The sequence below is a fragment of the Giesbergeria sinuosa genome (genome assembly GCF_042652905.1).
Classification (GTDB): Bacteria; Pseudomonadota; Gammaproteobacteria; order Burkholderiales; family Burkholderiaceae_C; genus Simplicispira; species Simplicispira sinuosa.
Genome location: NZ_JBHSHJ010000004.1, coordinates 144,468 through 165,575 on the forward strand (window position 1 = coordinate 144,468; position 21,108 = coordinate 165,575).

Annotated in this window: 20 protein-coding genes; 7 read left to right on the forward strand and 13 right to left on the reverse strand. The window is 58.4% G+C overall.

What is annotated here, in order from left to right:
• Positions 1-13: 13 nt before the first annotated feature.
• From trpA to leuC, 10 genes are all read right to left on the reverse strand, one after another.
• On the reverse strand, positions 14-823 hold the full coding sequence (gene trpA / locus ACFO6X_RS07265; protein ID WP_382431531.1) for a tryptophan synthase subunit alpha: 810 nt from the start codon (positions 821-823) through the stop codon (positions 14-16).
• Positions 820-2,094 carry a tryptophan synthase subunit beta gene (gene trpB, locus ACFO6X_RS07270; RefSeq protein ID WP_382431533.1) on the reverse strand — a complete coding sequence of 425 codons (1,275 nt, stop codon included), beginning with the start codon at positions 2,092-2,094 and terminating at the stop codon, positions 820-822. Before trpB ends, trpA begins: the two co-directional genes overlap by 4 nt.
• Positions 2,072-2,821, reverse strand: coding sequence for a phosphoribosylanthranilate isomerase (locus tag ACFO6X_RS07275; protein ID WP_382431535.1), 750 nt, complete (start codon positions 2,819-2,821; stop codon positions 2,072-2,074). The genes trpB and ACFO6X_RS07275 overlap by 23 nt, the downstream gene beginning before the upstream one ends.
• Positions 2,822-2,828: 7 nt before the next feature.
• Positions 2,829-3,647: a tRNA pseudouridine(38-40) synthase TruA gene (truA, locus tag ACFO6X_RS07280; RefSeq protein ID WP_382431779.1), complete on the reverse strand. Its 819-nt coding sequence runs from the start codon at positions 3,645-3,647 to the stop codon at positions 2,829-2,831.
• A 12-nt stretch (positions 3,648-3,659) separates the two neighbouring features.
• Complete coding sequence (locus tag ACFO6X_RS07285) at positions 3,660-6,422, reverse strand: motility hub landmark protein FimV (protein WP_382431537.1); 2,763 nt, start codon at positions 6,420-6,422, stop codon at positions 3,660-3,662.
• Between the two features lie 249 nt (positions 6,423-6,671).
• Positions 6,672-7,781, reverse strand: a complete 1,110-nt coding sequence (gene asd, locus ACFO6X_RS07290) for an aspartate-semialdehyde dehydrogenase (RefSeq protein ID WP_382431539.1) — start codon at positions 7,779-7,781, stop codon at positions 6,672-6,674.
• A gap of 239 nt (positions 7,782-8,020) precedes the next feature.
• Positions 8,021-9,091 carry a 3-isopropylmalate dehydrogenase gene (gene leuB, locus ACFO6X_RS07295; protein WP_382431541.1) on the reverse strand — a complete coding sequence of 357 codons (1,071 nt, stop codon included), beginning with the start codon at positions 9,089-9,091 and terminating at the stop codon, positions 8,021-8,023.
• A gap of 39 nt (positions 9,092-9,130) precedes the next feature.
• Complete coding sequence (leuD, locus tag ACFO6X_RS07300) at positions 9,131-9,781, reverse strand: 3-isopropylmalate dehydratase small subunit (RefSeq protein ID WP_382431543.1); 651 nt, start codon at positions 9,779-9,781, stop codon at positions 9,131-9,133.
• Positions 9,782-9,792: 11 nt separating this feature from the next.
• The gene (locus ACFO6X_RS07305; protein WP_382431545.1) at positions 9,793-9,921 is read right to left on the reverse strand and encodes an entericidin A/B family lipoprotein; all 129 of its coding nucleotides are present in this window, start codon (positions 9,919-9,921) and stop codon (positions 9,793-9,795) included.
• Between the two features lie 21 nt (positions 9,922-9,942).
• Positions 9,943-11,364, reverse strand: a complete 1,422-nt coding sequence (gene leuC / locus ACFO6X_RS07310) for a 3-isopropylmalate dehydratase large subunit (protein WP_382431547.1) — start codon at positions 11,362-11,364, stop codon at positions 9,943-9,945.
• Between the two features lie 175 nt (positions 11,365-11,539).
• On the opposite strand from leuC, the gene ACFO6X_RS07315 reads away from it, so the two are divergent.
• Entirely contained in the window at positions 11,540-12,238 is a 699-nt protein-coding gene (locus ACFO6X_RS07315) for a hypothetical protein (protein WP_382431549.1), read from the forward strand.
• An 8-nt stretch (positions 12,239-12,246) separates the two neighbouring features.
• Positions 12,247-13,944: a hypothetical protein gene (locus tag ACFO6X_RS07320; protein WP_382431551.1), complete on the forward strand. Its 1,698-nt coding sequence runs from the start codon at positions 12,247-12,249 to the stop codon at positions 13,942-13,944.
• A 65-nt stretch (positions 13,945-14,009) separates the two neighbouring features.
• On the opposite strand, the gene dnaJ is transcribed toward ACFO6X_RS07320, so the two are convergent.
• From dnaJ to grpE, 3 genes are all read right to left on the reverse strand, one after another.
• A complete protein-coding gene (dnaJ, locus tag ACFO6X_RS07325) occupies positions 14,010-15,155 on the reverse strand; it encodes a molecular chaperone DnaJ (protein WP_382431553.1) in 1,146 nt (381 codons plus the stop codon).
• Between the two features lie 90 nt (positions 15,156-15,245).
• Complete coding sequence (gene dnaK, locus ACFO6X_RS07330; protein ID WP_382431555.1) at positions 15,246-17,201, reverse strand: molecular chaperone DnaK; 1,956 nt, start codon at positions 17,199-17,201, stop codon at positions 15,246-15,248.
• An 89-nt stretch (positions 17,202-17,290) separates the two neighbouring features.
• Complete coding sequence (gene grpE, locus ACFO6X_RS07335) at positions 17,291-17,839, reverse strand: nucleotide exchange factor GrpE (protein WP_382431557.1); 549 nt, start codon at positions 17,837-17,839, stop codon at positions 17,291-17,293.
• 236 nt (positions 17,840-18,075) lie between these two features.
• Between grpE and rpsF the strand changes: the two genes are divergently transcribed.
• The 5 genes from rpsF to dnaB all read left to right on the forward strand — a co-directional run bounded on the left by rpsF (position 18,076) and on the right by dnaB (position 21,093).
• Positions 18,076-18,462: a 30S ribosomal protein S6 gene (rpsF, locus tag ACFO6X_RS07340; protein ID WP_382431559.1), complete on the forward strand. Its 387-nt coding sequence runs from the start codon at positions 18,076-18,078 to the stop codon at positions 18,460-18,462.
• 21 nt (positions 18,463-18,483) lie between these two features.
• Entirely contained in the window at positions 18,484-18,774 is a 291-nt protein-coding gene (gene priB, locus ACFO6X_RS07345; protein WP_382431561.1) for a primosomal replication protein N, read from the forward strand.
• Between the two features lie 17 nt (positions 18,775-18,791).
• Complete coding sequence (rpsR, locus tag ACFO6X_RS07350) at positions 18,792-19,073, forward strand: 30S ribosomal protein S18 (RefSeq protein ID WP_044397946.1); 282 nt, start codon at positions 18,792-18,794, stop codon at positions 19,071-19,073.
• Between the two features lie 12 nt (positions 19,074-19,085).
• Positions 19,086-19,538 carry a 50S ribosomal protein L9 gene (gene rplI / locus ACFO6X_RS07355; protein ID WP_091453998.1) on the forward strand — a complete coding sequence of 151 codons (453 nt, stop codon included), beginning with the start codon at positions 19,086-19,088 and terminating at the stop codon, positions 19,536-19,538.
• 139 nt (positions 19,539-19,677) lie between these two features.
• Positions 19,678-21,093: a replicative DNA helicase gene (gene dnaB / locus ACFO6X_RS07360; RefSeq protein ID WP_382431564.1), complete on the forward strand. Its 1,416-nt coding sequence runs from the start codon at positions 19,678-19,680 to the stop codon at positions 21,091-21,093.
• The last annotated feature ends 15 nt before the right edge of the window (positions 21,094-21,108 follow it).

The following is a 21,108-nucleotide window of genomic DNA, read 5'->3' on the forward strand; positions in this document are numbered from 1 at the left end:
TCCTTTGTTCGGGTCAAGCATCAAGGGCTTTGCGGACACCACGCATAAAGTCGATGATGATAGGCACGACTTTTTCGTAGGGCTGATTTTCTAGCAATTGGATAATGCGCGTGCCAATCACCACGGCATCGGCTACCCGGCCAATGGCTTGGGCGGTAGCAGCATCACGAATGCCAAAGCCGACCCCCACCGGAATCTTCACATGCTCGCGGATGCGGGGTAGCATTTCTTCCACCGCCGAGGTGTCGAGTGCTGCCGAGCCGGTGACGCCCTTGAGTGACACGTAATAGACGTAGCCACTGGCTACCCGTGCCACCTGCGCCATGCGCTCGGGGGTGGAGGTGGGGGCCAACAGGAAGATTAAGTCCATGCCGTTGGCGCGCAATTGGGCAGCAAAGGCTTCGCATTCTTCGGGTGGGTAATCGACAATCAGCACACCATCCACGCCTGCCGCTGCTGCATCACGCACAAAAGCGCCTTCGCCGTGCAGTTGGTCATAGCGTTCTACGGGGTTGGCGTAGCCCATCAACACCACGGGCGTGGTGCGGTTGCGCTTGCGAAAATCGCGCACATGGCCCAGCACTTGCACCATGCCCACGCCCAAAGCCAAGGCTTTTTCGCCCGCTTTTTGAATCACTGGGCCATCGGCCATCGGGTCGGAAAAAGGCACGCCCAGCTCAATGATGTCCGCACCTGCATCTACCATCGCGTGCATTAGCGCGGGGGTGATGTCGGCAAACGGGAAACCTGCCGTAACGTAAGGAATCAGGGCTTTGCGGCCCTTGGCTTGCAATTGTTCAAACGTAGTTTGGATACGGCTCATGGCTTGTTGCTTTCTCCGCCCTTGACGCTCAGGCCGCGCATGGAGGGGCGGTCGTAAAAATCTTCTCCCGACAAATCGGCTACGGTGCCGATGTCTTTATCGCCCCGGCCCGACAGATTGACCAAAATGGATTGGTCTGGGCGCATGGTTTTAGCCAGCTTCATAGCGTAGGCAAAGGCATGGCTAGACTCTAAGGCCGGGATGATGCCTTCGGTGCGGCACAGGTAGTGGAAGGCGGCCAGTGCTTCTTTGTCGGTAATGCCTACATATTCTGCCCGGCCCAGCTCTTGCAGCCACGCATGTTCTGGCCCCACGCCGGGGTAATCTAGCCCGGCGCTGATGCTGTGCGTCTCCATAATCTGGCCGTTGTCGTCTTGCAAAATGAAGGTGCGGTTGCCATGCAACACCCCAGAGCTGCCCTTTTGCAACGAGGCCGAGTGCTTGCCGGTATCTAGCCCCTCACCAGCGGCTTCTACGCCAATCAGGCGGGTTTTTTCGTAAGGAATGTAGGGGTAAAAGATACCCATGGCATTGCTGCCACCGCCCACACAGGCCACCACCACATCGGGCTGCTCGGTGGCCATGTTTTGCTCGGCCAACATGGCGGGCATTTGCGTCAGGCATTCGGTGCCAATCACGCTTTGGAAGTCGCGCACCATCATGGGGTAGGGGTGTGGCCCAGCTACGGTGCCAATAATGTAGAAGGTGTTGTCTACATTGGCTACCCAGTCGCGCATGGCCTCGTTCAGGGCGTCTTTGAGGGTTTTGCTGCCAGACTCTACCGGCACAACGGTAGCGCCCAGCAGCTTCATACGGAACACATTAGGGCTTTGGCGTTTCACATCCTCGGCCCCCATGTAGATGATGCACTCTAGGCCATAGCGGGCGCAAATAGTGGCCGTGGCTACGCCATGTTGTCCGGCCCCCGTCTCGGCAATGATGCGTGGCTTGCCCATGCGCTTGGCCAGCATGGCTTGGCCAATCACGTTGTTGATTTTGTGTGCGCCGGTGTGGTTGAGGTCTTCGCGCTTCAGAAAGATTTGCGCCCCGCCCATCTCGCGGCTGGTGCGGGCGGCGTGGTACACCGGCGAGGGCCGCCCGACAAAGTGGGCCAACTCGTAGTTGAATTCGGCCACAAATTGGGGGTCGTGCTGGTAGCGGGCGTAAGCCTCGCGCAGTTCTTGTAGCGCAAAGGTCAGGGTTTCGCTGGCAAAGCTGCCGCCGTAGCGGCCAAAGTGGCCAGAAGCATCAGGGTACTGGTAGGAAGCCATGAGAGGTATTTGCAAGTTGGGCATCGGCTGCACGCACGGCAGCTACGAAGCGATGGATTTTTGTGGCGTCTTTGACGCCCCGCAGGGGTTTGCCATCGGGGCCGTCTTGTTCAACGCCAGAGCTGACATCAACCGCCAGCGTTTTGCAACGCGGGCGCACCTGCACGATGCCATCGCTCACGTTTGCAGGCGTAAGTCCACCAGACAAGACGAGGTGAGCGTTGACGCTTGGAGGAAGGAGTGACCAATTGAATGCCTGGCCGCCACCGCCGTAGCCATCCACATGGGCGTCGAGCAAAATGGCTTGCGCTGGAGAATAGGAATCTGCGTATTTTACGAGGTCAAATTGTGTGGCCCCTTCGCCCAAGGGGATTCTGGCCGCCCGGACGAACGGGCGGGCACCATGGGCCGTGGCTGCCATGCAGTCTGCCAGCGATTCATCGCCATGAAACTGGGCAGTGGCCCCAGCGATCTGGGCGCAAGCCGCTTGTACCTGTGCTGCGGATTCGTTCACAAACAGCAGCACAGGGCTGACAAATGGGGGCAGGCGCCGCGCCAGTTCTGCCGCACGTTGTACCGTGATGGCGCGTGGGCTGGGGGCATACAGCACGAACCCGATGGCATCCACACCTGCTGCCACCGCAGCATCTACATCCTGCTCGCGGGTCAAACCACAAATCTTGATACGGGTGCGGTGCAGCCCTACGGGGGTGGGGGACAAAGTCATTACAAAATCAGGGAAGCCAGTCAAAGGCGGGGGTGCGTTCTGGCAGCCCCCAGGTCGGGTCGTACACGGGCCCTAGAAAATACAGGCCATCGGGGGCAAAGGTGGGGGCCGCCACTTGGCGCGAACGTGCTTGTAATACCTCACCCATCCAACAGACAGACTGACTGCCACGCCCTATGGCAACCAGGCAACCCATGATGTTGCGGATCATGTGGTGCAAAAAGGCATTGGCCTCAAACTCGAAACGCCAGTAGCAGACGGGGATGTTCATGCCAGTGCTGCCTGCACTGAGCACTTGCTGGGTGATATCGATGCGCTGCATCGTCTTGATCGGCGACAGCGCCTGACAGGCTGCTGCTCGAAATGAGGTGAAGTCATGCTCGCCCAGCAGTTGCGCGGCAGCCGCACGCATGGCATCACCATCTAGCGGTTGGAAGACCCAACCAACGCGCCCGGCCTCAACGCTGGGACGTACTGGGGATTGCAACAGCACATAGGCATAACGCCGGGCTGTGGCGCTGGCACGGGCATGAAAACCATCGGGCACGGCGTGTGCCCATTGCACGGCAATGTCGGAGGGTAAAAACGCATTGGTGCCGCGCACCCAAGAGGCAGCAGGGCGCTGCACGGGGGCATCAAAATGCACCACCTGCATCAGCCCATGCACTCCCGCATCGGTGCGCCCTGCACAAAGGGTATGCACTGGCTCGGTGGCAAAACGGCTCAGAGCAGCCTCTAGCCGGTCTTGTACGGTCTGGCCCGAGGGCTGGCTTTGCCAGCCCTGGTATGCCTGACCGTTATAACTGACCCCCAAGGCCACTCGCATGCCGGGCACGGATCAGGACAGCTCGGCCAACAAACTCTGGGCCTTGGCCTTGAGTGCGCCAGAGGATTCGGCAATGACCTCCTCAATCAGGGTGCGGGCACCATCGCTGTCTCCAATGGCATTGAACTCCTGCGCCAAGGCCAGTTTGGTTTCCAGTGGATCTTCTGATTGGCCTTCGAATGGGCCGTCCTGCTCTAGAGCAGCTACGGCTTCATTGGTGGCTGGTGTAGGCTCTGGGGCCGCAGCGGGTGGTTCTGTTGACAGTCCTCCCAAATCAAAGTCCATCAGGCCCGAATCGGTGGCTGGTGCAGCAGTATCTGGCAGCGGCTCAGATGCCGGGGTTGGCACAGGCGCGTTGGCTTGCTCCGATGGCATGTCCAGAGAGAACTCCAGATCTGTCATGGTGGATGTTGCGGGAGCATCCAGGGTGGGTAACTCCAATGCAGCCGGTGCGGCAGAGCCAGAAGGAGGCACCATCGGCAGATCTGGCACGTCCCAAGACAGCCCCATGTCTTGGGCGGGGGCGGGCTCCGCAGCTGGCGCCGGAGCTGCGGCGGGTGGCGCAGGCGGTGACATCGGGCCAGTATCCAAGATGGGCATGGCCAATTCAGGCATTTCAGTGGCTGAGGCGATGGCCGCAGCAAATCCACCTGGATCGGCGCTGGCATCTTCTGCCGGTGTGTCGTGCAGCTCCAGATCAAGATCAAAATCCAGTTCTGGTGGCAGTTGTCCAGCCGTTGGCGCTGGATCGCTCAAGGTGCTGGCAAAACCAGTGGCCGCAGCACCGGTGGCTGCGGCAGCGGCAACACCCGCCAATGCGGGCTGGCCGCCTGGTTGGTACATAGGATTGCCCGGATCTATTTCGCGCCCCAACTCCACCATGCGGTTCCAGTCTGGGCCCTGACCTTGGGTGAGTTTGTACACATCAGAAGCCGCTGCCTCCAGTGCCTTGCGGTCTTGCCGTTTGGCATAGATTTCACCCAGCTTGGTGTGGATGGCGATACGCTCAGGGGTATGGCGCAGTGCTTCTTTCAGGATCTCTTCGGCCTGCAAATCACGCCCATAGGCCAGATAAACATCGGCCTCTGCTACCGGATCGACATCCCCCCCAGCATCAAGCTGGCTGGGGCTGTAAGACATGGAGGAAGATGCGCCAGTTGTCGATTCAGCCACATTGGCCGTATCTACCTGTTGACCACCACTGGTATTGAAGAACGAGTCAGGCTGTATCCGGCTTTCAAGGAAGGAGCTATCGACCGACTCTTTGGCTTTGCGCCGGCGCATGGCAACATACACGCCATAGCCTGCCAGCAGTGCCAATACACCACCACCTGCCAGCGGCAAGAGAGGGTCTTCAAAGAGGCCACTGATAAAACCAGGCTCTTCTACAGCCGGTGCAGGCGCAGGTGTGGGGGCAGGTGCAGGAGGGGGCGGCGGTGCCTCTGTGGGCGCTGGTGCTGGCGCTGGGGCTGGTGTTTCTGGTGCTGGCGCCGGTGAAGGTGCAGGCTCGGGTGCCGGGGCTGGGCTTGGTGCTGGTGTAGGTGCTGGAGTTGCTGTCGCGGCGGGCGCAGGTGCAGGTGCCAAGGCAGGGGCAGTTACGCTGGCATTGAGTTTGTTCAGGTCTTCAATGTTTTTGGCAATTTCCTGCGCCCGGTTGTTGGCTTCAGTTTTTTGCTTGCTTTGTGCCAGTTTTTCCTCTGCGGCAGCCTTCTGCCCAGTCATAGCGCCTTTGGACAGAGTGAGCTTATCGGGAGCACCACTGGCAGGACGCTTGTCTTCGACACGGGTTTGGACGCTGCCTTTGGCAGAACGGTCTGCGGCCTCGACCTGTGCCGCCGGTGCTGTGACAGCCAGTCGGCGTCGGAATTCGTTGAAATCACGGCTCTGTGCGGCCATGATTTGGCGTGCTTGGGCCACTGGCACGGCCTGGGCTTGTTGCGCATCGGGCACTTCAAGCACTGCACCGGCTTTGAGGCGGTGGACGTTGCCTTGGGCAAAAGCTTCTGGATTGGCACGCAGCAAAGCTACCAGCATTTGGTCTAGCGAGACCCCTGCCCCACGACGGCTCTCGGCAATTCGACCGGCTGTATCGCCCTGCTTGACTTGTACGCTTTGGGCTGGCGCGGGTGTGGGTGCTGGCGCGGCGGCTGGACGAGGCGTTTGTGTTCGTTCTGGGCGTGGTGCGGGCGCAGGGCTTGGCGCTGGCGAGGGGGCCGCAGGTGCGGGCGAGGTTGCGTCTGTGATGGGAGCAACGGGGCTTGGTGCGGGGGCTGCTGGTGGGCTGGCGGGTGTCGCTGCTGTTGGTGCAGGTGTGGCCGGTGCGGGGGGAATTTGCGGTGCGGCGGCCAAGGCGACCGGCGGACGCCGCAGCGCCGGTGGATCAAACAACATGGTGTAGCTGCGCGTGATGCGGCCTGTGCCCCAAGAGGCATCAATCACCAAGTCAACAAATGGATCGTTCACGGGCCGATCGCTGGAGAGTTGCAACACCATGCGGCCATTAGAGCGGCGCTCCAGTTGCACCCGCATTTGTGTAACCACGGGGGAGTATTCCATCCCCTGACTGCGGAAAATTTCCGGGGCGGCAGGACTGACGCGCAGGGTATCGGCTTCAGCGGGGCTGATTTGGGGCAGATCGATCTCGGCGCGCAAGGGCTCGCCCAGAGCAGACTGCACCATGATCGGTCCCAAGGCCAGCGCCGAAGCGTCAGCAGCGTACAGGCCAAGGGTCGCCACGACCGCTCCTGCCAGCGCAGAGTATTTCCAACGATGCATGGTTGCTATCAACTGATAAGAAAAAAGAGGCCCGGTCAAGCGGCCTACAGACAAGAAACCCGGCGCTTGCTCCGGCTTGGAGAAGTATCAAAACACCATAGCAGCAATGCCTTGGACTGACAAGAAAAGCAGCACCTCAGACCCATGCCGATCAATGAATCGCTGCTGCTGGTACCTTAGGGTGTTGTCCCCTGACAACGAGAGTAACCGGGTGTTTCTAAGCGAAACACCCGGTTCTTACCGTGCCAATCAGGCTGCCAACAGGATACGCAGCATGCGGCGCAGGGGTTCGGCAGCGCCCCACAGCAGCTGGTCACCAATCACGAAGGCCGACAGGTACTCTGGCCCCATGTTGAGTTTGCGCACCCGGCCCACGCCCACTTGCAGGCCGCCGGTGATGGAGGCTGGGGTCAGTTCTTTAACGGTGATAGCGCGGTCATTGGGCACCCACTTCACCCAAGGATTTCCGCCTTGGATGATGGTCTCGATCTCGGCCAGTGGCAGGTCTTTTTTCAGCTTGAGCGTCAGGGCCAAGCTGTGGCAGCGCATGGCGCCGATGCGCACGCACAAACCATCGACGGGGATGGTGGCCTCAGTACCCAAGATCTTGTTGACCTCGGCTTGGCCTTTCCATTCTTCTTTGGATTGGCCGTTGGGCAGTTGCACATCAATCCAAGGGATCAGGCCACCGGCCAACGGCGCGCCAAAGAACTCGGTGGGCACATCTTCACGGATGGTTTTGGCGACCTTGCGGTCGATGTCCAAAATGGCGGAGGCGGGGGTTGCCAGCTCGTCGGCCACTGCGGCATGGACTACGCCCATGCCTTTGAGCAGCTCGCGCATGTGGTTGGCACCACCACCCGAGGCGGCTTGGTAGGTCATGGAGCTGACCCATTCCACCAAATCGGCCTTGAACAGACCGCCCAAACCCATCAGCAAGATAGAGTTGGTGCAATTGCCGCCAATCCAGTTCTTGCCGCCTGCGGCCAGCGCCTTCTGGATCACGTTGTCATTGACGGGATCGAGCACGATGACGGCATCTTGCTCCATGCGCAGCGACGAAGCCGCGTCAATCCAGTGGCCTTGCCAGCCGGAGGCGCGCAGCTTGGGAAACACTTCCTTGGTGTAGTCGCCACCTTGGCAGGTGATAACGATGTCGCACTGGGCCAACGCAGCGATGTCATTGGCGTCTTGCAGTGTGCTGTGTGCTTTGGCTTGCGCTGGAGCCTTGCCGCCCGCATTGGATGTAGAGAAGAAGATGGGTTCGATCAGGTCGAAGTCACCCTCGGCCTGCATACGATCCATCAACACCGAGCCGACCATACCGCGCCAGCCGACCAAACCTACCAATTTGCTCATTTCAAGCCCCTTCGATGATAAAAAACGTTACCACACCGTAGGGGCTGATCGGTTGCCCGGCTCGTCTGGCCGGGGAGGGGCGCACGACGATACCGGAGCTGGATCAGCCCTTAATGGTCGTGGTGGTGGTGATGGTTGCGCGCACGGCCCCACCTGCCGTGATGGCAGAGGTGTTGTTCAGCAGGAACGGGCAGGCGGCAAACATAGCTTTTCATTGTAGCGGATGCCAGGCCTGCGTATCAGCCCAGTGCCTTGACGACTGCATCACCCATTTGCACGGTGTTGACCTTGGTGGTGCCCTCACTGTAGATGTCGCCGGTGCGCAGGCCTTGGGCCAGCACGGCTTTGACGGCGTTTTCGATGCGGTCAGCGGCTTCGGGCTGTTGCAGGCTAAAGCGCAGCATCATGGCGGCGCTCAAAATGGTAGCCAGCGGGTTGGCAATGCCTTTGCCGGCGATGTCGGGGGCGCTGCCGTGGCTGGGTTCGTACAAGCCTTGGCCTTTGCTGTTTAAGCTGGCCGAAGGCAACATACCAATCGAGCCTGTCAACATCGAGGCTTCATCCGACAGAATGTCGCCAAACATATTGCCCGTGACCAGCACGTCAAACTTTTTCGGCTCTTTCACCAGTTGCATGGCGGCGTTGTCGACGTACATATGGTCCAACGCGACATCGGGGTACTGTTGGCCCACTTCGGTCATCACGTCCTTCCAGAGTTGGAAGGTTTCGAGCACATTGGCTTTGTCTACGCTGGTGACGCGCTTGCTGCGCTTTTGTGCGGCCTGGAAAGCGACGTGGGCGATACGCTCAATCTCTGGGCGCGAGTAGCGCATGGTGTCAAAGGCTTCTTCGGCACCGGGGAAGTGCCCATCGGTGGCAATGCGGCGGCCACGGGGTTGGCCGAAGTAAATGTCGCCGGTCAGTTCGCGAATGATGAGGATGTCCAGCCCGGCCACCAGTTCGGGCTTGAGGCTGGAGGCGTGGGTCAGCTGCTCGTAGCAAATGGCCGGGCGGAAGTTGGCAAACAGGCCCATCGCCTTGCGCAGGCCCAAAATGGCTTGCTCGGGGCGCAGTGGGCGGTCGAGCCTGTCGTATTTCCAGTCGCCCACGGCACCAAACAGGATGGCATCGGCTTCTTGGGCCAGCTTGAGGGTGGACTCGGGCAGCGGATGGCCTGCTGCTTCATAGGCAGCACCCCCCACAGGGGCGGTTTCCATCTCAAATTTCAAATCCAAGGCGTTGAGCACCTTGACGGCTTCGGCGACGATTTCGGTACCAATGCCGTCACCCGGCAATACTGCAATTTTCATGATTTACTTTTCAGGAGATTGAATATCTGTGGTGGGCGTTTACGCCACCATGGTGTGGGCCAGCCAAGGCTTGACGGCCAGCCGCTCGGCCTCAAACGCTTTGATTTTGTCGGCGTGGCGCAAGGTCAGGCCGATGTCGTCAAAACCGTTGAGCAGGCAGTATTTGCGAAATGGCACCACATCAAAGGGGATTTCTTCGCCTTGTGGGCGTACGATCACTTGGCGCTCCAGATCAATGGTGAGCTGGTAGCCCGCAAAGGCGGCTACTTCATCAAACAACTGCGCCACCGTGGCCTCGGGCAGCACGATGGGCAGCAAGCCGTTTTTGAAGCAGTTGTTAAAGAAGATATCGGCAAAGCTGGGTGCAATGATGGCGCGAAAACCATATTGCTCCAGTGCCCAGGGGGCGTGTTCACGACTAGAGCCGCAGCCAAAGTTTTTGCGGGCCAACAAGATAGAGGCACCTTGGTAGCGTGGCTGGTTGAGCACAAAGTCGGGGTTGGGCTGGCGGCTGGCGGGGTCTTGGCCCGGCTCGCCGTGGTCAAGGTAGCGCCATTCGTCAAACAGGTTGACGCCAAAGCCGGTCTTTTTGATCGACTTGAGGAACTGCTTAGGAATGATGGCGTCGGTATCGACGTTCTCGCGGTCCATCGGAGCCACGATGCCTTGGTGAAGGATAAATTTTTGCATGGGGGGCTTGTTTACTTGGTGGCAGCGCGTTCGATGGCAGAACCAGCTTTCTCAATATCTTGGCCTACACCTTTGACGGTGTTACAGCCGCTCAGCACAAAGGCCAGCGATAGGGTGATGAGTGTGGCGATCTTTTTCACGACAGTGCTCCTAGGGTGCTATCAAGCAAAAGTACGGACATCCACAAAGTGACCATGCACCGCAGCCGCAGCCGCCATAGCAGGGCTGACCAAGTGGGTGCGCCCACCTGCGCCTTGACGGCCTTCAAAGTTGCGGTTGCTGGTCGAGGCACAGCGTTCACCCGGCTCCAGACGGTCGGCATTCATGGCCAAGCACATCGAGCAGCCTGGCTCACGCCATTCAAAACCGGCCGCCTTGAAAATCTCGTGCAGTCCTTCGCGCTCGGCTTGTTCTTTGACCAGCCCGGAGCCGGGCACTACCAGCGCCTGCTTCACGTTCTTGGCTACTTTTTGCCCCAGCTTTTTCACCACGGCAGCGGCTTCGCGCATATCTTCAATACGGCTGTTGGTGCAAGAACCAATGAATACCTTATCGACAAAAATATCGTTGATAGGTTTGCCCGGTTGCAGGTTCATGTATTGCAAGGCGCGTTCGATGGCACCACGCTTGTTGGCGTCTTTTTCTTTGTCGGGGTCGGGCACGGTGGCGTCAACACCCAGCACCATTTCGGGCGAGGTACCCCATGTCACTTGGGGCACGATGTCATCGGCATGGAGCGTGACCACGGTGTCAAACACGGCGTCGGCATCCGAGTGCAGCGTTTTCCAGTACGCCACGGCCTGATCCCACTCCACGCCGGTGGGCGACAGCGGACGGCCCTTGACGTAATCAATCGTTTTGTCGTCCACAGCCACCAAACCAGCGCGCGCACCAGCCTCAATGGCCATGTTGCATACCGTCATGCGGCCTTCCATGCTCATGGTGCGAAAGACAGAGCCCGCAAATTCAATCGTGTAGCCTGTACCGCCTGCCGTGCCAATCTTGCCAATGATGGCTAGCACCACATCTTTGGCCGTCACGCCCTTGGCGAGTTGTCCATCCACCTGCACCAGCATATTTTTGGCTTTTTTGGCCAACAGGGTTTGGGTGGCCATGACGTGCTCGACTTCGCTGGTGCCGATACCGTGCGCCAGCGCGCCAAAAGCGCCGTGTGTGCTGGTGTGGCTGTCACCGCAGACCACCGTCATGCCTGGCAAAGTGGCCCCATTTTCTGGCCCCATGACATGCACAATGCCTTGGCGCTGGTGCATGAACGGGAAAAAGGCGGCTGCGCCGGTTTCGGCGATGTTGGCATTCAGCGTGGTGATTTGTTCTTTGCTGATCGGGTCGGTAATGCCATCGTAGCCCAGTTCCCAACCGGTGGTGGGGGTGTTGTGGTCGGCAGTGGCCACAATGGAGCTGACGCGCCAGACTTTGCGCCCAGCTTGGCGTAAACCCTCAAAAGCCTGTGGGCTGGTGACTTCATGTACCAGATGGCGGTCGATGTAGAGCACGGCAGTGCCGTCTTCTTCGGTATGGACGACGTGCTCGTCCCAGATCTTGTCGTACAGGGTGCGTCCCATGGTGGTCTCTTTGCGTTCAGGGGGAGCGTGATTTTAGGCTGGGCCAACCAGACTCGCCCGATAGCATTGAAAGTGGCACCCAAAGTGCCCGTTTTCAACGGTTCCCGCTACGATGGACGCAGGGGCTGCGGTTCACGCTGGTGTCGGCTCCTTCATTACCGTAAAGGATATAGCTATGCATCTGCACCCGCCTTTTCTTCGCGCATCGCTTGCCGCCTGTCTGCTGGTGGCCTGTATTCAAGGCACCCACGCCCAGACGGTCGCTGAAGGCCCAGACCATGCAACGCAAGTGCTAGGCAATGCTTGGGATATGTCTACGCAGGGAGATGTGTTTCCTCTTTGGTGGACACACAACCTGAGTGCCGCCATTGTTGCCAATGGCACCATGACGGGCACGGCCCGCGATACCGACCCCCACTTCTGGCTACAGTTTCCACCCATTCCGTCGGCCATGCCGGCTGCCAATGGGGTGCCGATTGCTATGGACGCCAATCGCTACACCCATCTGGCGTTCATGATGCGGTTGCCAGACAGCGTGGTGCCCGGCTCGCGCGGTGGTCGTTTGGTATGGCACCACGGTGGCGATACTGTGGCGGCTTTTGATGCAGCCTATGCCGAGTCGCCTTTGTTTCCGGTCTACCCCGGCTGGCATCTGTACCACTTTGATCTGGCAGCTATGCTGCCCAGCACAGGCCAGCCTTGGGGGGTAACATTCAGGGGCTGCGGATTGATCCCTGCTTGGGCTGCAATGTGGAGTTTCAGATCGATTGGGCGCGTTTGTACCACCACAACGAAGCCAGTGACACCCAGCTGCCTCCCGGAAAAACACATTGGCTGGCTGAAATACAGCCCACTGGCAGTAGCCAGACTTTGAGTACGGCGTTGCCAATCAATAGCCATCCCGGTGCCACAGCCCGTCTGCCCCCAGGGCATTACCGTATTGCGGCTATCACCGATGGCGACTATGCCTTGAGCCAACGGGGCAAGGCTTGGGTCTTTGACAGCAACTCTGACACCCTTTGGGCGAGCAATCATGGCTTGTCGGGGGCCACCACGGGGCGCAGTGGCTTGCAAGCCACCACCAATGATCCAGATCCATTTGTTTTGCTCGATATCGACCAGCAAAGCCCGATTGATACCCAGAAATACCGTTACATCACCGTCGATATGACACTGGATCAGGTTCCTGCACAGGAGTCGGGTTTGTTGGTTTGGTGGGGCGATCAGGCCGGTACGGTCAGCAATCCCAGTGACTTTATTTCGGTACGGGCAGGCCGTGCTACCTACCAGATCGATTTGGGTCGGTCTCCACAATGGACAGGGCTGGTGCGTGCCTTGCGTATTGATCCTCTGAACGGCCCCCATGCTGGGCAAAATATTGGACTGACCTTGCACAGTGTGCGTCTGACACAAGCGGCCGGATTTCAAGAAACCGTTGTGTACAACGATGCTCCGCTGCACATCAACGCCCGTCCTACGGTCGAAATTCTTTCCCCTAGCCCTGAAGATGGGGAAGATTACGCCTTGGTAGAGCAGGGAAAGGCTTGGGCCATGCAATCGGGCCAGGTGCTGCGCCCTGAACTGAGCAATCTCCTGCATTGGGAATACACCACAGGTATTCCTGACCTGCAACCTACCGGCGCTTTTTTTCATGCCACCTCCCGACCTGCGACTGCGGGCCACACAGAGGGTGATCCCCATGTATTTTTGGCATTTCAGGAAAACACCCACCCCATCGATGCCAATACCTACCGTTGGTTGGGTTTTGACCTGTACGTTCCGATGGATGCCACGGCCCAAAGTGAATTGACCAGAGGGGCTGTGATGCGGCTGGCCTGGAAATCCAATGATGCCGACCCCGGTGTCACCACCGATGACATCATCCTGCGACCAGGGCTGCAACGCTACTGGTTTGACATGAACAAGTTGGTGTACGAGCCTGCTACAGCGCGCACTTGGGCAGATGGGGTGCGCTACCTGCGCATTGATCCGTTAGAGTTTCCGGAGTCACGCTCCTTTTACGTGGGAACAGCGCAATTGCGCTCCACGCCTTCTGCACGCTATGTGCTTCCCATCACGGTGCAACTAGACGATGCCGATGGTGATCTGCTCAACATCAGGGTGCTCAGTGGCAGTACCCTTTTGGGGCAAGCGACAGAATTGGCACCTGGGCAAACACACCAAGTGATAGCCAATCTGGCGGCCCTGCCCACAGGGGAGCACCCGATCACGGTGGAAGTATCGGACGCTTGGAGCCGTGTACAACGTACGGCATTGGTGCCCGTTCTGAAACTGGCCGCCAATGCGCCTTTGCCCCCAGCACAGATCAAATCTGCCGATCGCGTCTTTGCTTGGGCACAGCACTTATTTGGCAATACCTTGGGCACAGGCAGTGCCTCTAGCCAAAACCATGCGTGTTTGCAGAACTTTCCGGGCGCCTATGGTCGCAACTACGCCACCAGTGGTATTTGCCTGTTTACTGTTGACGGGCTGGTGCTGTTGACGATGCCAGGGGGGAATCTGGCATTGGCCGGAATGCTCTCACAACTGCTCAACCAAGCAGCCGCTGCCGGTTTTTAGGGGCAAAAAACCGCCTGGCCCAGAAGAGGGCACAGGCGGTTGCATGGCAGTTTGGGCCTGCTGGGTTAGCTAAAAAAGCTCTTGAGCTTGTCTGTCCAGCTTTCGCCACTGGGCGAGTGGCGAGCGCCGCCCTTCTTGAGCGATTCTTCCAGTTCGCGCAGCAATTTGCGTTGGTGCTCGGTCAACTTGACGGGCGTCTCTACCGCGATATGGCAATACAAATCGCCAGGGTAGCTCGAACGCACTCCCTTGATCCCTTTGCCACGCAGTCGGAATTGTTTGCCCGCTTGGGTTCCCTCTGGGATGTCGATGGCAGCCTTGCCAGCCAAGGTGGGCACCTCGATCTCGCCGCCCAGTGCTGCGGTGATAAAGCTCACTGGCACTTGGCAGTGCAAATCGTCACCATCGCGCTCAAAGATATCGTGCTTTTTGAGGCGAATTTCGATGTACAAATCGCCCGGTGGGCCACCATTGGTGCCTGGCTCTCCGTTGCCGGTGCTGCGGATGCGCATGCCATCGTCAATACCGGCAGGAATTTTCACTTCCAGTGTTTTTTGCTTCTTGAGCTTGCCCTGACCGTGGCAGGCTGTGCAGGGGTCGGGAATGATCTTGCCCGTGCCTCGGCAATGGGGGCAGGTCTGTTGTACGCTAAAGAAGCCTTGACGCATCTGCACCGTGCCAGAGCCGCTACAGGTGGAGCAGGTTTTGGGGCTGGTGCCGGGTTTGGCACCACTGCCGTGGCAGGTGTCACAGGCTTCCCACGAAGGAATACGGATTTCGGCGTTTTTGCCCTTGGCCGCCTCTTCCAGGGTGATCTCCATCGCATAGCTCAGGTCACTGCCCCGATAGACTTGGCGCCCACCCGCTCCGCGGCCTGCGCGCCCGCCTTGGTTGAACATATCGCCAAAAATATCGCCAAAGGCTTCGGCAAAACCACCAAACCCCTCGGCCCCAGCGCCACCGTGGCCGCGCATGTTAGGGTCTACGCCCGCATGGCCGTACTGGTCGTAAGCAGCCCGCTTTTGTGCGTCTGAGAGCATCTCGTAGGCCTCTTTGACCTCTTTGAACTTCTCTTCTGCACCCTTGCTGGCCTCACCCTGGTTGCGGTCCGGGTGGTATTTCATCGCCAGCTTGCGATACGCCTTCTTGATTTCTTCATCCGAGGCAGTTTTTGCTACCCCGAGGATTTCATAAAAGTCTCTTTTAGACATGGATAGGTACCCGGTTGGAACAGGAACGCCGCGCCGGACTCCCCGGTACAGGAGCCTGGCGCGGCGGCATGGGTCAGCGCAATCGCTACCTTAGCCCTTCTTAACTTCCTTCACTTCGGCGTCGACCACATTGTCGTCGTCAGCTGGCTTGGCGCTGGAGCCTTGGGGGCCGCCTGCGGCACCTGTGGCACCGGCACCCGCAGCGGCTGCTGCCTGCGCGGCCTGCTCATTGGCATACATCTTTTCGCCCAGTTTTTGGCTGGCGGCCATCAAAGCCGTGGTCTTTTCGTCAATGGCTGCTTTGTCTTCGCCCTTGAGTGCTTCTTCCAGCGCCTTGACTGCCGACTCAATCGCCCCCTTTTCTGCTGCGTCGAGCTTATCGCCAAACTCGGTCAGGCTCTTGTTCACGCTGTGAACGGCCGCCTCACCTTGGTTGCGTGCCTGCACCAGTTCCAGTTTGCGGTGGTCTTCGGCTGCATTGAGTTCGGCATCTTTGACCATCTGTTGGATTTCTTCTTCCGAAATGCCCGAGTTGGCCTTGATGGTGATCTTGTTTTCTTTGCCGGTGGCCTTGTCTTTGGCACCCACATGCAAGATACCGTTGGCATCGATGTCGAACGACACTTCAATTTGCGGCACGCCACGCGCTGCGGGGGGGATGCCTTCCAAATTGAATTCGCCCAGCAGCTTGTTGCCCGAGGCCATTTCGCGCTCACCTTGGAACACCTTGATGGTCACGGCGGGCTGGTTGTCGTCAGCGGTCGAGAATGTTTGCGCAAACTTGGTGGGGATGGTGGTGTTCTTGCTGATCATTTTGGTCATCACGCCACCCAGGGTTTCAATGCCCAAAGACAGCGGAGTCACGTCCAGCAGCAGCACGTCTTTGCGGTCACCCGACAGCACCTGGCCTTGGATGGCAGCGCCTACGGCCACGGCTTCGTCGGGGTTGACGTCTTTGCGTGGTTCGCGGCCAAAGAACTCTTTGACCTTCTCTTGCACCTTGGGCATGCGGCTCATGCCACCGACCAAGATCACGTCATTGATTTCAGAGACGCTGATCCCTGCATCTTTGATGGCGGTGCGGCAAGGTGCAATGGTGCGCTCAATCAGTTCTTCGACCAGTTGCTCCAACTTGGCGCGGGTCAACTTGATGTTCAGGTGCTTGGGGCCAGAGGCATCCGCAGTGATGTAGGGCAGGTTGATGTCGGTGGCCGCCGAGTTGGACAGCTCGATCTTGGCCTTTTCTGCTGCTTCTTTCAGGCGTTGCAGGGCCAGCACGTCTTTGGAGAGGTCAACGCCTTGCTCTCTCTTGAATTCACCGATGATGAAGTCAATGATGCGTTGGTCAAAATCTTCACCGCCCAAGAAGGTGTCGCCGTTGGTAGACAGCACTTCAAATTGCTTTTCGCCATCCACATCGGCAATTTCGATGATGGACACGTCAAAGGTGCCGCCACCCAAGTCATAGACAGCAATTTTGCGGTCGCCCTTTTCGGTTTTGTCCAAACCAAAGGCCAGCGCGGCAGCAGTAGGTTCGTTGATGATGCGCTTGACGTCCAGGCCAGCAATACGGCCAGCGTCTTTGGTGGCTTGGCGCTGGGCATCGTTGAAGTAGGCCGGCACAGTAATCACGGCCTCGGTCACGGTCTCGCCCAGGTAGTCCTCGGCGGTTTTCTTCATCTTGCGCAGCACTTCGGCGCTGATTTGTGGCGGAGCCAGTTTTTGGCCGCGCACTTCTACCCAAGCGTCACCGTTGTCTGCCTTGGTGATGGTGAAGGGCATCAGGTCGATGTCCTTTTGCACTTCTTTCTCGTCAAACTTGCGGCCAATCAGGCGTTTGGCGGCGTAGATCGTGTTTTTGGGGTTAGTGACCGCTTGGCGTTTGGCCGAAGCACCCACCAGAATTTCGCCATCTTCTTGGTAAGCAATGATAGAGGGCGTGGTGCGTGCGCCTTCGCTGTTTTCGATCACCTTGGTGGTGTTGCCATCCATGATGGCAACGCAGCTGTTGGTGGTGCCCAAGTCAATACCGATGATTTTTGCCATGTTTCTCTCTCCGCGATGTAGGTGAAATTATTGAATGCGTCTAACGTGTGGACTGTCTGCGCCGGTTCAAGTCGGGCCAGCCCACTTTTTTATTTGGGTGCTGTGACGGTGACCAGTGCAGGGCGCAGGATACGCTCGGCAATCACATAGCCCTTTTGGAGCACCGCCACCACTGTATTGGACTCTTGTTCTGCAGGCACCACGCTGATGGCTTGGTGGAAGTTGGGGTTGAATTTTTCGCCTGCGGGTGGGTTGATAGCTACTACTTTGTTGCGCTCTAGCGCGGCAGTGAGCTGGCGCAGGGTGGCATCGGAGCCTTCGCGCAACTGTTGGGCTGTGGCGTTGGGCAGGGCCAGTGCAGCGTCCAGACTATCGCAAACGGGCAGCAGGCTTTCGGCAAAGCCTTCAATGCCAAACTTGCGTGCTTTGGCGATTTCCTCTTCCGCACGGCGGCGGGCGTTTTCGGCCTCAGCTTTGGCACGCAGGAACTGGTCGGCCAGATCGGCGCTCTTGGCCTTGAGTTCGGCCAGTTCAGACTGCAAGCGTGCCATTTCGTCAGAGGCATTGGCGGCCATTGCGGCCTCGATCTCTTCAGGAGCGGGGGCCACGGCAGGAGCAGAAGTATTGTTTTCAGACATGTCGGAAACTCTGGTGGAAGAAACTGGTGAAACAGTGTGCGTTGCACATTTGGGGCGCCCCTTGCACATTTCAAGCGCATCACCACATGAGATAAGCAAGAGGAGCAGCCTGCGCAAGAACGTGCAGGAGAGCCTGTCAAGTGTACAGGTGCCGTAGGCTATGGCTATAATCTCGGGTTTTGCCTTGCCACACTGCTACAGGCGCAGCAGGTGGTTCTTATCCAGAAGGAGTATGCATGCGTCATTACGAAATCATTTTGTTGATCCACCCGGATCAAAGCGAGCAGGTTCCTGCCATGCTCGAACGCTACAAGGGCATGATCGTCGCTGGCGGCGGTCAAGTCCACCGCGTTGAAGACTGGGGCCGCCGTCAACTGGCTTACCTGATCAACAAGCTGGCCAAAGCCCACTATCTGTGCGTCAACATCGAAGCCGACCAGGCTGTGATGGCTGAGTTGGAGCACGCCTTCAAGTTCAACGATGCCGTGCTGCGTCACCTCACCGTGCAAAAGAAGAAGGCTGAAACTGGCCCCTCTTCGATGATGAAGACCGTTGAGCGCGAAGAAGCCCGCAAAGCCAGCCAAGCCGAATACGCTGCTGCCGGCGAACGCGCAGAACGCTAAGCACCAGCGCCTGCCACCGGAGTGCAAAACCGCGTTGCCTTGACTGCCTGTATCGCCGAAGCCGAGCCTCTGCGATTCACGCCTGCCGGACTGCCTGCCATTGCCTTGCGTTTGGAGCACAGCTCCCGCCAGCAAGAAGCCGGGCAACCCCGAGAAGTCAAGGCCAGCATCAAGGCCGTAGCCTTTGGCACCTTGGCCGAGCAGTTGGCTCGCCAGCCTGTAGGTAGCCTTTGGCAGTTTGGCGGTTTTTTGGCTACTCCGCGCAATGGCAGGCAGGTCGTGCTGCACGTTCAGGATATTCAACAAAATTAATTTTCAAGAGGTCCGCAATGGCCACGTTCAAGAAATTCAACAAAGACAAGCGCCCCAAGCGCAACACCCAATCGCTGCTGTTCAAGCGCAAGCGTTTCTGCCGCTTCACGGTCACTGGCGTCGAAGAAATCGACTACAAAGACGTGGACACCCTGCGCGACTTTATTGCTGAAAACGGCAAGATCATTCCCGCACGCCTGACCGGCACCCGCGCCATCTATCAGCGCCAGCTCAACACCGCCATCAAGCGCGCCCGCTTCTTGGCCCTGGTGCCCTACAGCGACCAGCACAAGATCTAAGGAGCACAACCCATGCAAATCATCCTGCTCGACAAGGTTGTGAACCTCGGTAACCTCGGTGATCTGGTCAAGGTCAAAGACGGTTACGCCCGCAATTTCCTGATCCCTACAGGCCGCGCCCGCCGCGCCACTGCTGCTGCCAAGGCCGAATTCGAAGCCAAGCGCGCTGAATTGGAAAAAGCTGCCGCTGAAAAGCTGGCCGCTGCCCAAGCCGAAGGCGAAAAGCTGGCTGGCAAGGTGTTCAAGTTGACACAAAAGGCTGGCGTCGATGGCCGTCTGTTTGGTTCCGTGACCAACCACGACATCGCTGATGAGCTGAACAAGCAAGGCTTCAAGGTGCTCAAGTCGCAGATCCGTCTGCCCAACGGCCCTATCAAGACCATTGGTGACAACACAGTCAACGTTGCTCTGCACACCGATGTGGTGGCTGAAGTGACCGTTTCGGTGTACGGCGAAACCGCCTGATAGCGCCCTGCGCTGTCCAGCTAACCGCCTTCGGGCGGTTTTTTGTTGTTTCCGCTGTTTTCACCGCTTATCCACAGGGTTGTCCGATGACATGCGGGCAGCACAAGGCTAGCATCCCCGGCTTGCTCCAAGGAATCCAATGTCTTCTGACCCCTTCATGCCTATGGATGGTGGCTTTGCACCCTACGATGATCGTGAGCTGTCGCAATTGCGGGTGCCCCCCCAATCGATTGAGGCCGAGTCCAGCGTGCTGGGTGGTTTGTTGCTAGACAACAATGCTTGGGATCGGGTGGGTGACTTGTTGATTGACTCGGACTTCTATCGCCATGATCACCAACTGATTTATGCTAGCATCGCCAAGCTCATCAATGGCAACAAGCCCGCCGATGTCATCACGGTATATGAGCAGCTGCAAAGCACTGGCAAAGGTGAAGAAGTGGGGGGGCTGGCCTACCTGAACGCGCTGGCCCAGTATGTACCCAGTGCCAGCAACATCCGCCGCTATGCCGAGATCGTGCGTGAACGCTCCATTTTGCGCAAGCTTGTCACAGCCAGCGACGAGATCGCCACCAATGCCTTCAATCCGAAAGGGCGCCCAGTAGAAAAAATATTGGACGAGGCTGAGCAGAAAATTTTTAACATCGGTGAAGAAGGCTCGCGCATGAAGCAGGGCTTTCAGGCGATGGAGCAGTTGGTGGTCGATCTGCTCGACCGTGTGCAGGAGATGGCCGAGAACCCCAACGATATCACTGGGGTGCCCACCGGTTTTATTGACCTCGATCGCATGACCTCGGGCTTGCAGGCGGGCGATATGGTGGTGTTGGCTGCCCGGCCCTCGATGGGGAAAACGGCTTTTGCCGTGAACATTGCCGAGCATGTTGCTTTGCACGAAAATTTGCCGGTAGCCATTTTTTCGATGGAAATGGGGGCCGCACAGTTGGCAGTGCGGGTGGTGGGCTCTATTGCCAAGGTAGACCAGTCGCGCCTGCGAACGGGCAAGCTCACCTCGGACGAATGGCCGCGCCTGACCGAAGCCATCGAGAGGCTGCGCAATGTGTCACTGCACATTGATGAGACACCGGGGCTGACGCCTTCTGAGCTGCGAGCCAACGCTCGGCGCTTGGCCCGCCAGTGCGGGAAGTTGGGCCTGATTGTGGTGGACTATTTGCAGCTGATGAGTGGCTCGGCAGGTGCTCAGGGTGAAAATCGGGCCACCGAGTTGGGCGAGATTTCGCGTGGTCTGAAAATGCTGGCTAAAGAGCTAGGCTGCCCAGTGATTGCACTGTCGCAGCTCAACCGCAGTGTGGAGACGCGCACAGATAAGCGTCCGATGATGTCTGATTTGCGCGAATCGGGGGCGATTGAGCAGGATGCAGACATCATCATGTTTATCTACCGTGATGACTACTACAACAAGGACAGCAAAGAGCCCAATGTGGCCGAGATCATCATCGGTAAGCAGCGTAATGGCCCTACCGGTACTGTGAAGCTGTATTTTCAAAAATCCCAGACACGCTTTGAAAGTCTAGCCACGGGTTCCAGCGACGATTTTTGAGTGAGGAGCACTGTC

Excerpts from the sequence above, each read along its gene's own strand:
- grpE (WP_382431557.1), bottom strand. The coding sequence starts at position 17,839 with ATGTCTGAAAACAATACTTCTGCTCCTGCCGTGGCCCCCGCTCCTGAA.
- ACFO6X_RS07275 (WP_382431535.1), bottom strand. The coding sequence starts at position 2,821 with ATGACTTTGTCCCCCACCCCCGTAGGGCTGCACCGCACCCGTATCAAG.
- dnaJ (WP_382431553.1), bottom strand. The coding sequence starts at position 15,155 with ATGTCTAAAAGAGACTTTTATGAAATCCTCGGGGTAGCAAAAACTGCC.
- trpB (WP_382431533.1), bottom strand. The coding sequence starts at position 2,094 with ATGGCTTCCTACCAGTACCCTGATGCTTCTGGCCACTTTGGCCGCTAC.
- ACFO6X_RS07315 (WP_382431549.1), top strand. The coding sequence starts at position 11,540 with ATGCATCTGCACCCGCCTTTTCTTCGCGCATCGCTTGCCGCCTGTCTG.
- leuC (WP_382431547.1), bottom strand. The coding sequence starts at position 11,364 with ATGGGACGCACCCTGTACGACAAGATCTGGGACGAGCACGTCGTCCAT.
- dnaK (WP_382431555.1), bottom strand. The coding sequence starts at position 17,201 with ATGGCAAAAATCATCGGTATTGACTTGGGCACCACCAACAGCTGCGTT.
- ACFO6X_RS07285 (WP_382431537.1), bottom strand. The coding sequence starts at position 6,422 with ATGCATCGTTGGAAATACTCTGCGCTGGCAGGAGCGGTCGTGGCGACC.
- asd (WP_382431539.1), bottom strand. The coding sequence starts at position 7,781 with ATGAGCAAATTGGTAGGTTTGGTCGGCTGGCGCGGTATGGTCGGCTCG.
- rpsF (WP_382431559.1), top strand. The coding sequence starts at position 18,076 with ATGCGTCATTACGAAATCATTTTGTTGATCCACCCGGATCAAAGCGAG.
- trpA (WP_382431531.1), bottom strand. The coding sequence starts at position 823 with ATGAGCCGTATCCAAACTACGTTTGAACAATTGCAAGCCAAGGGCCGC.
- truA (WP_382431779.1), bottom strand. The coding sequence starts at position 3,647 with ATGCGAGTGGCCTTGGGGGTCAGTTATAACGGTCAGGCATACCAGGGC.
- dnaB (WP_382431564.1), top strand. The coding sequence starts at position 19,678 with ATGTCTTCTGACCCCTTCATGCCTATGGATGGTGGCTTTGCACCCTAC.
- leuD (WP_382431543.1), bottom strand. The coding sequence starts at position 9,781 with ATGCAAAAATTTATCCTTCACCAAGGCATCGTGGCTCCGATGGACCGC.
- rpsR (WP_044397946.1), top strand. The coding sequence starts at position 18,792 with ATGGCCACGTTCAAGAAATTCAACAAAGACAAGCGCCCCAAGCGCAAC.
- leuB (WP_382431541.1), bottom strand. The coding sequence starts at position 9,091 with ATGAAAATTGCAGTATTGCCGGGTGACGGCATTGGTACCGAAATCGTC.
- rplI (WP_091453998.1), top strand. The coding sequence starts at position 19,086 with ATGCAAATCATCCTGCTCGACAAGGTTGTGAACCTCGGTAACCTCGGT.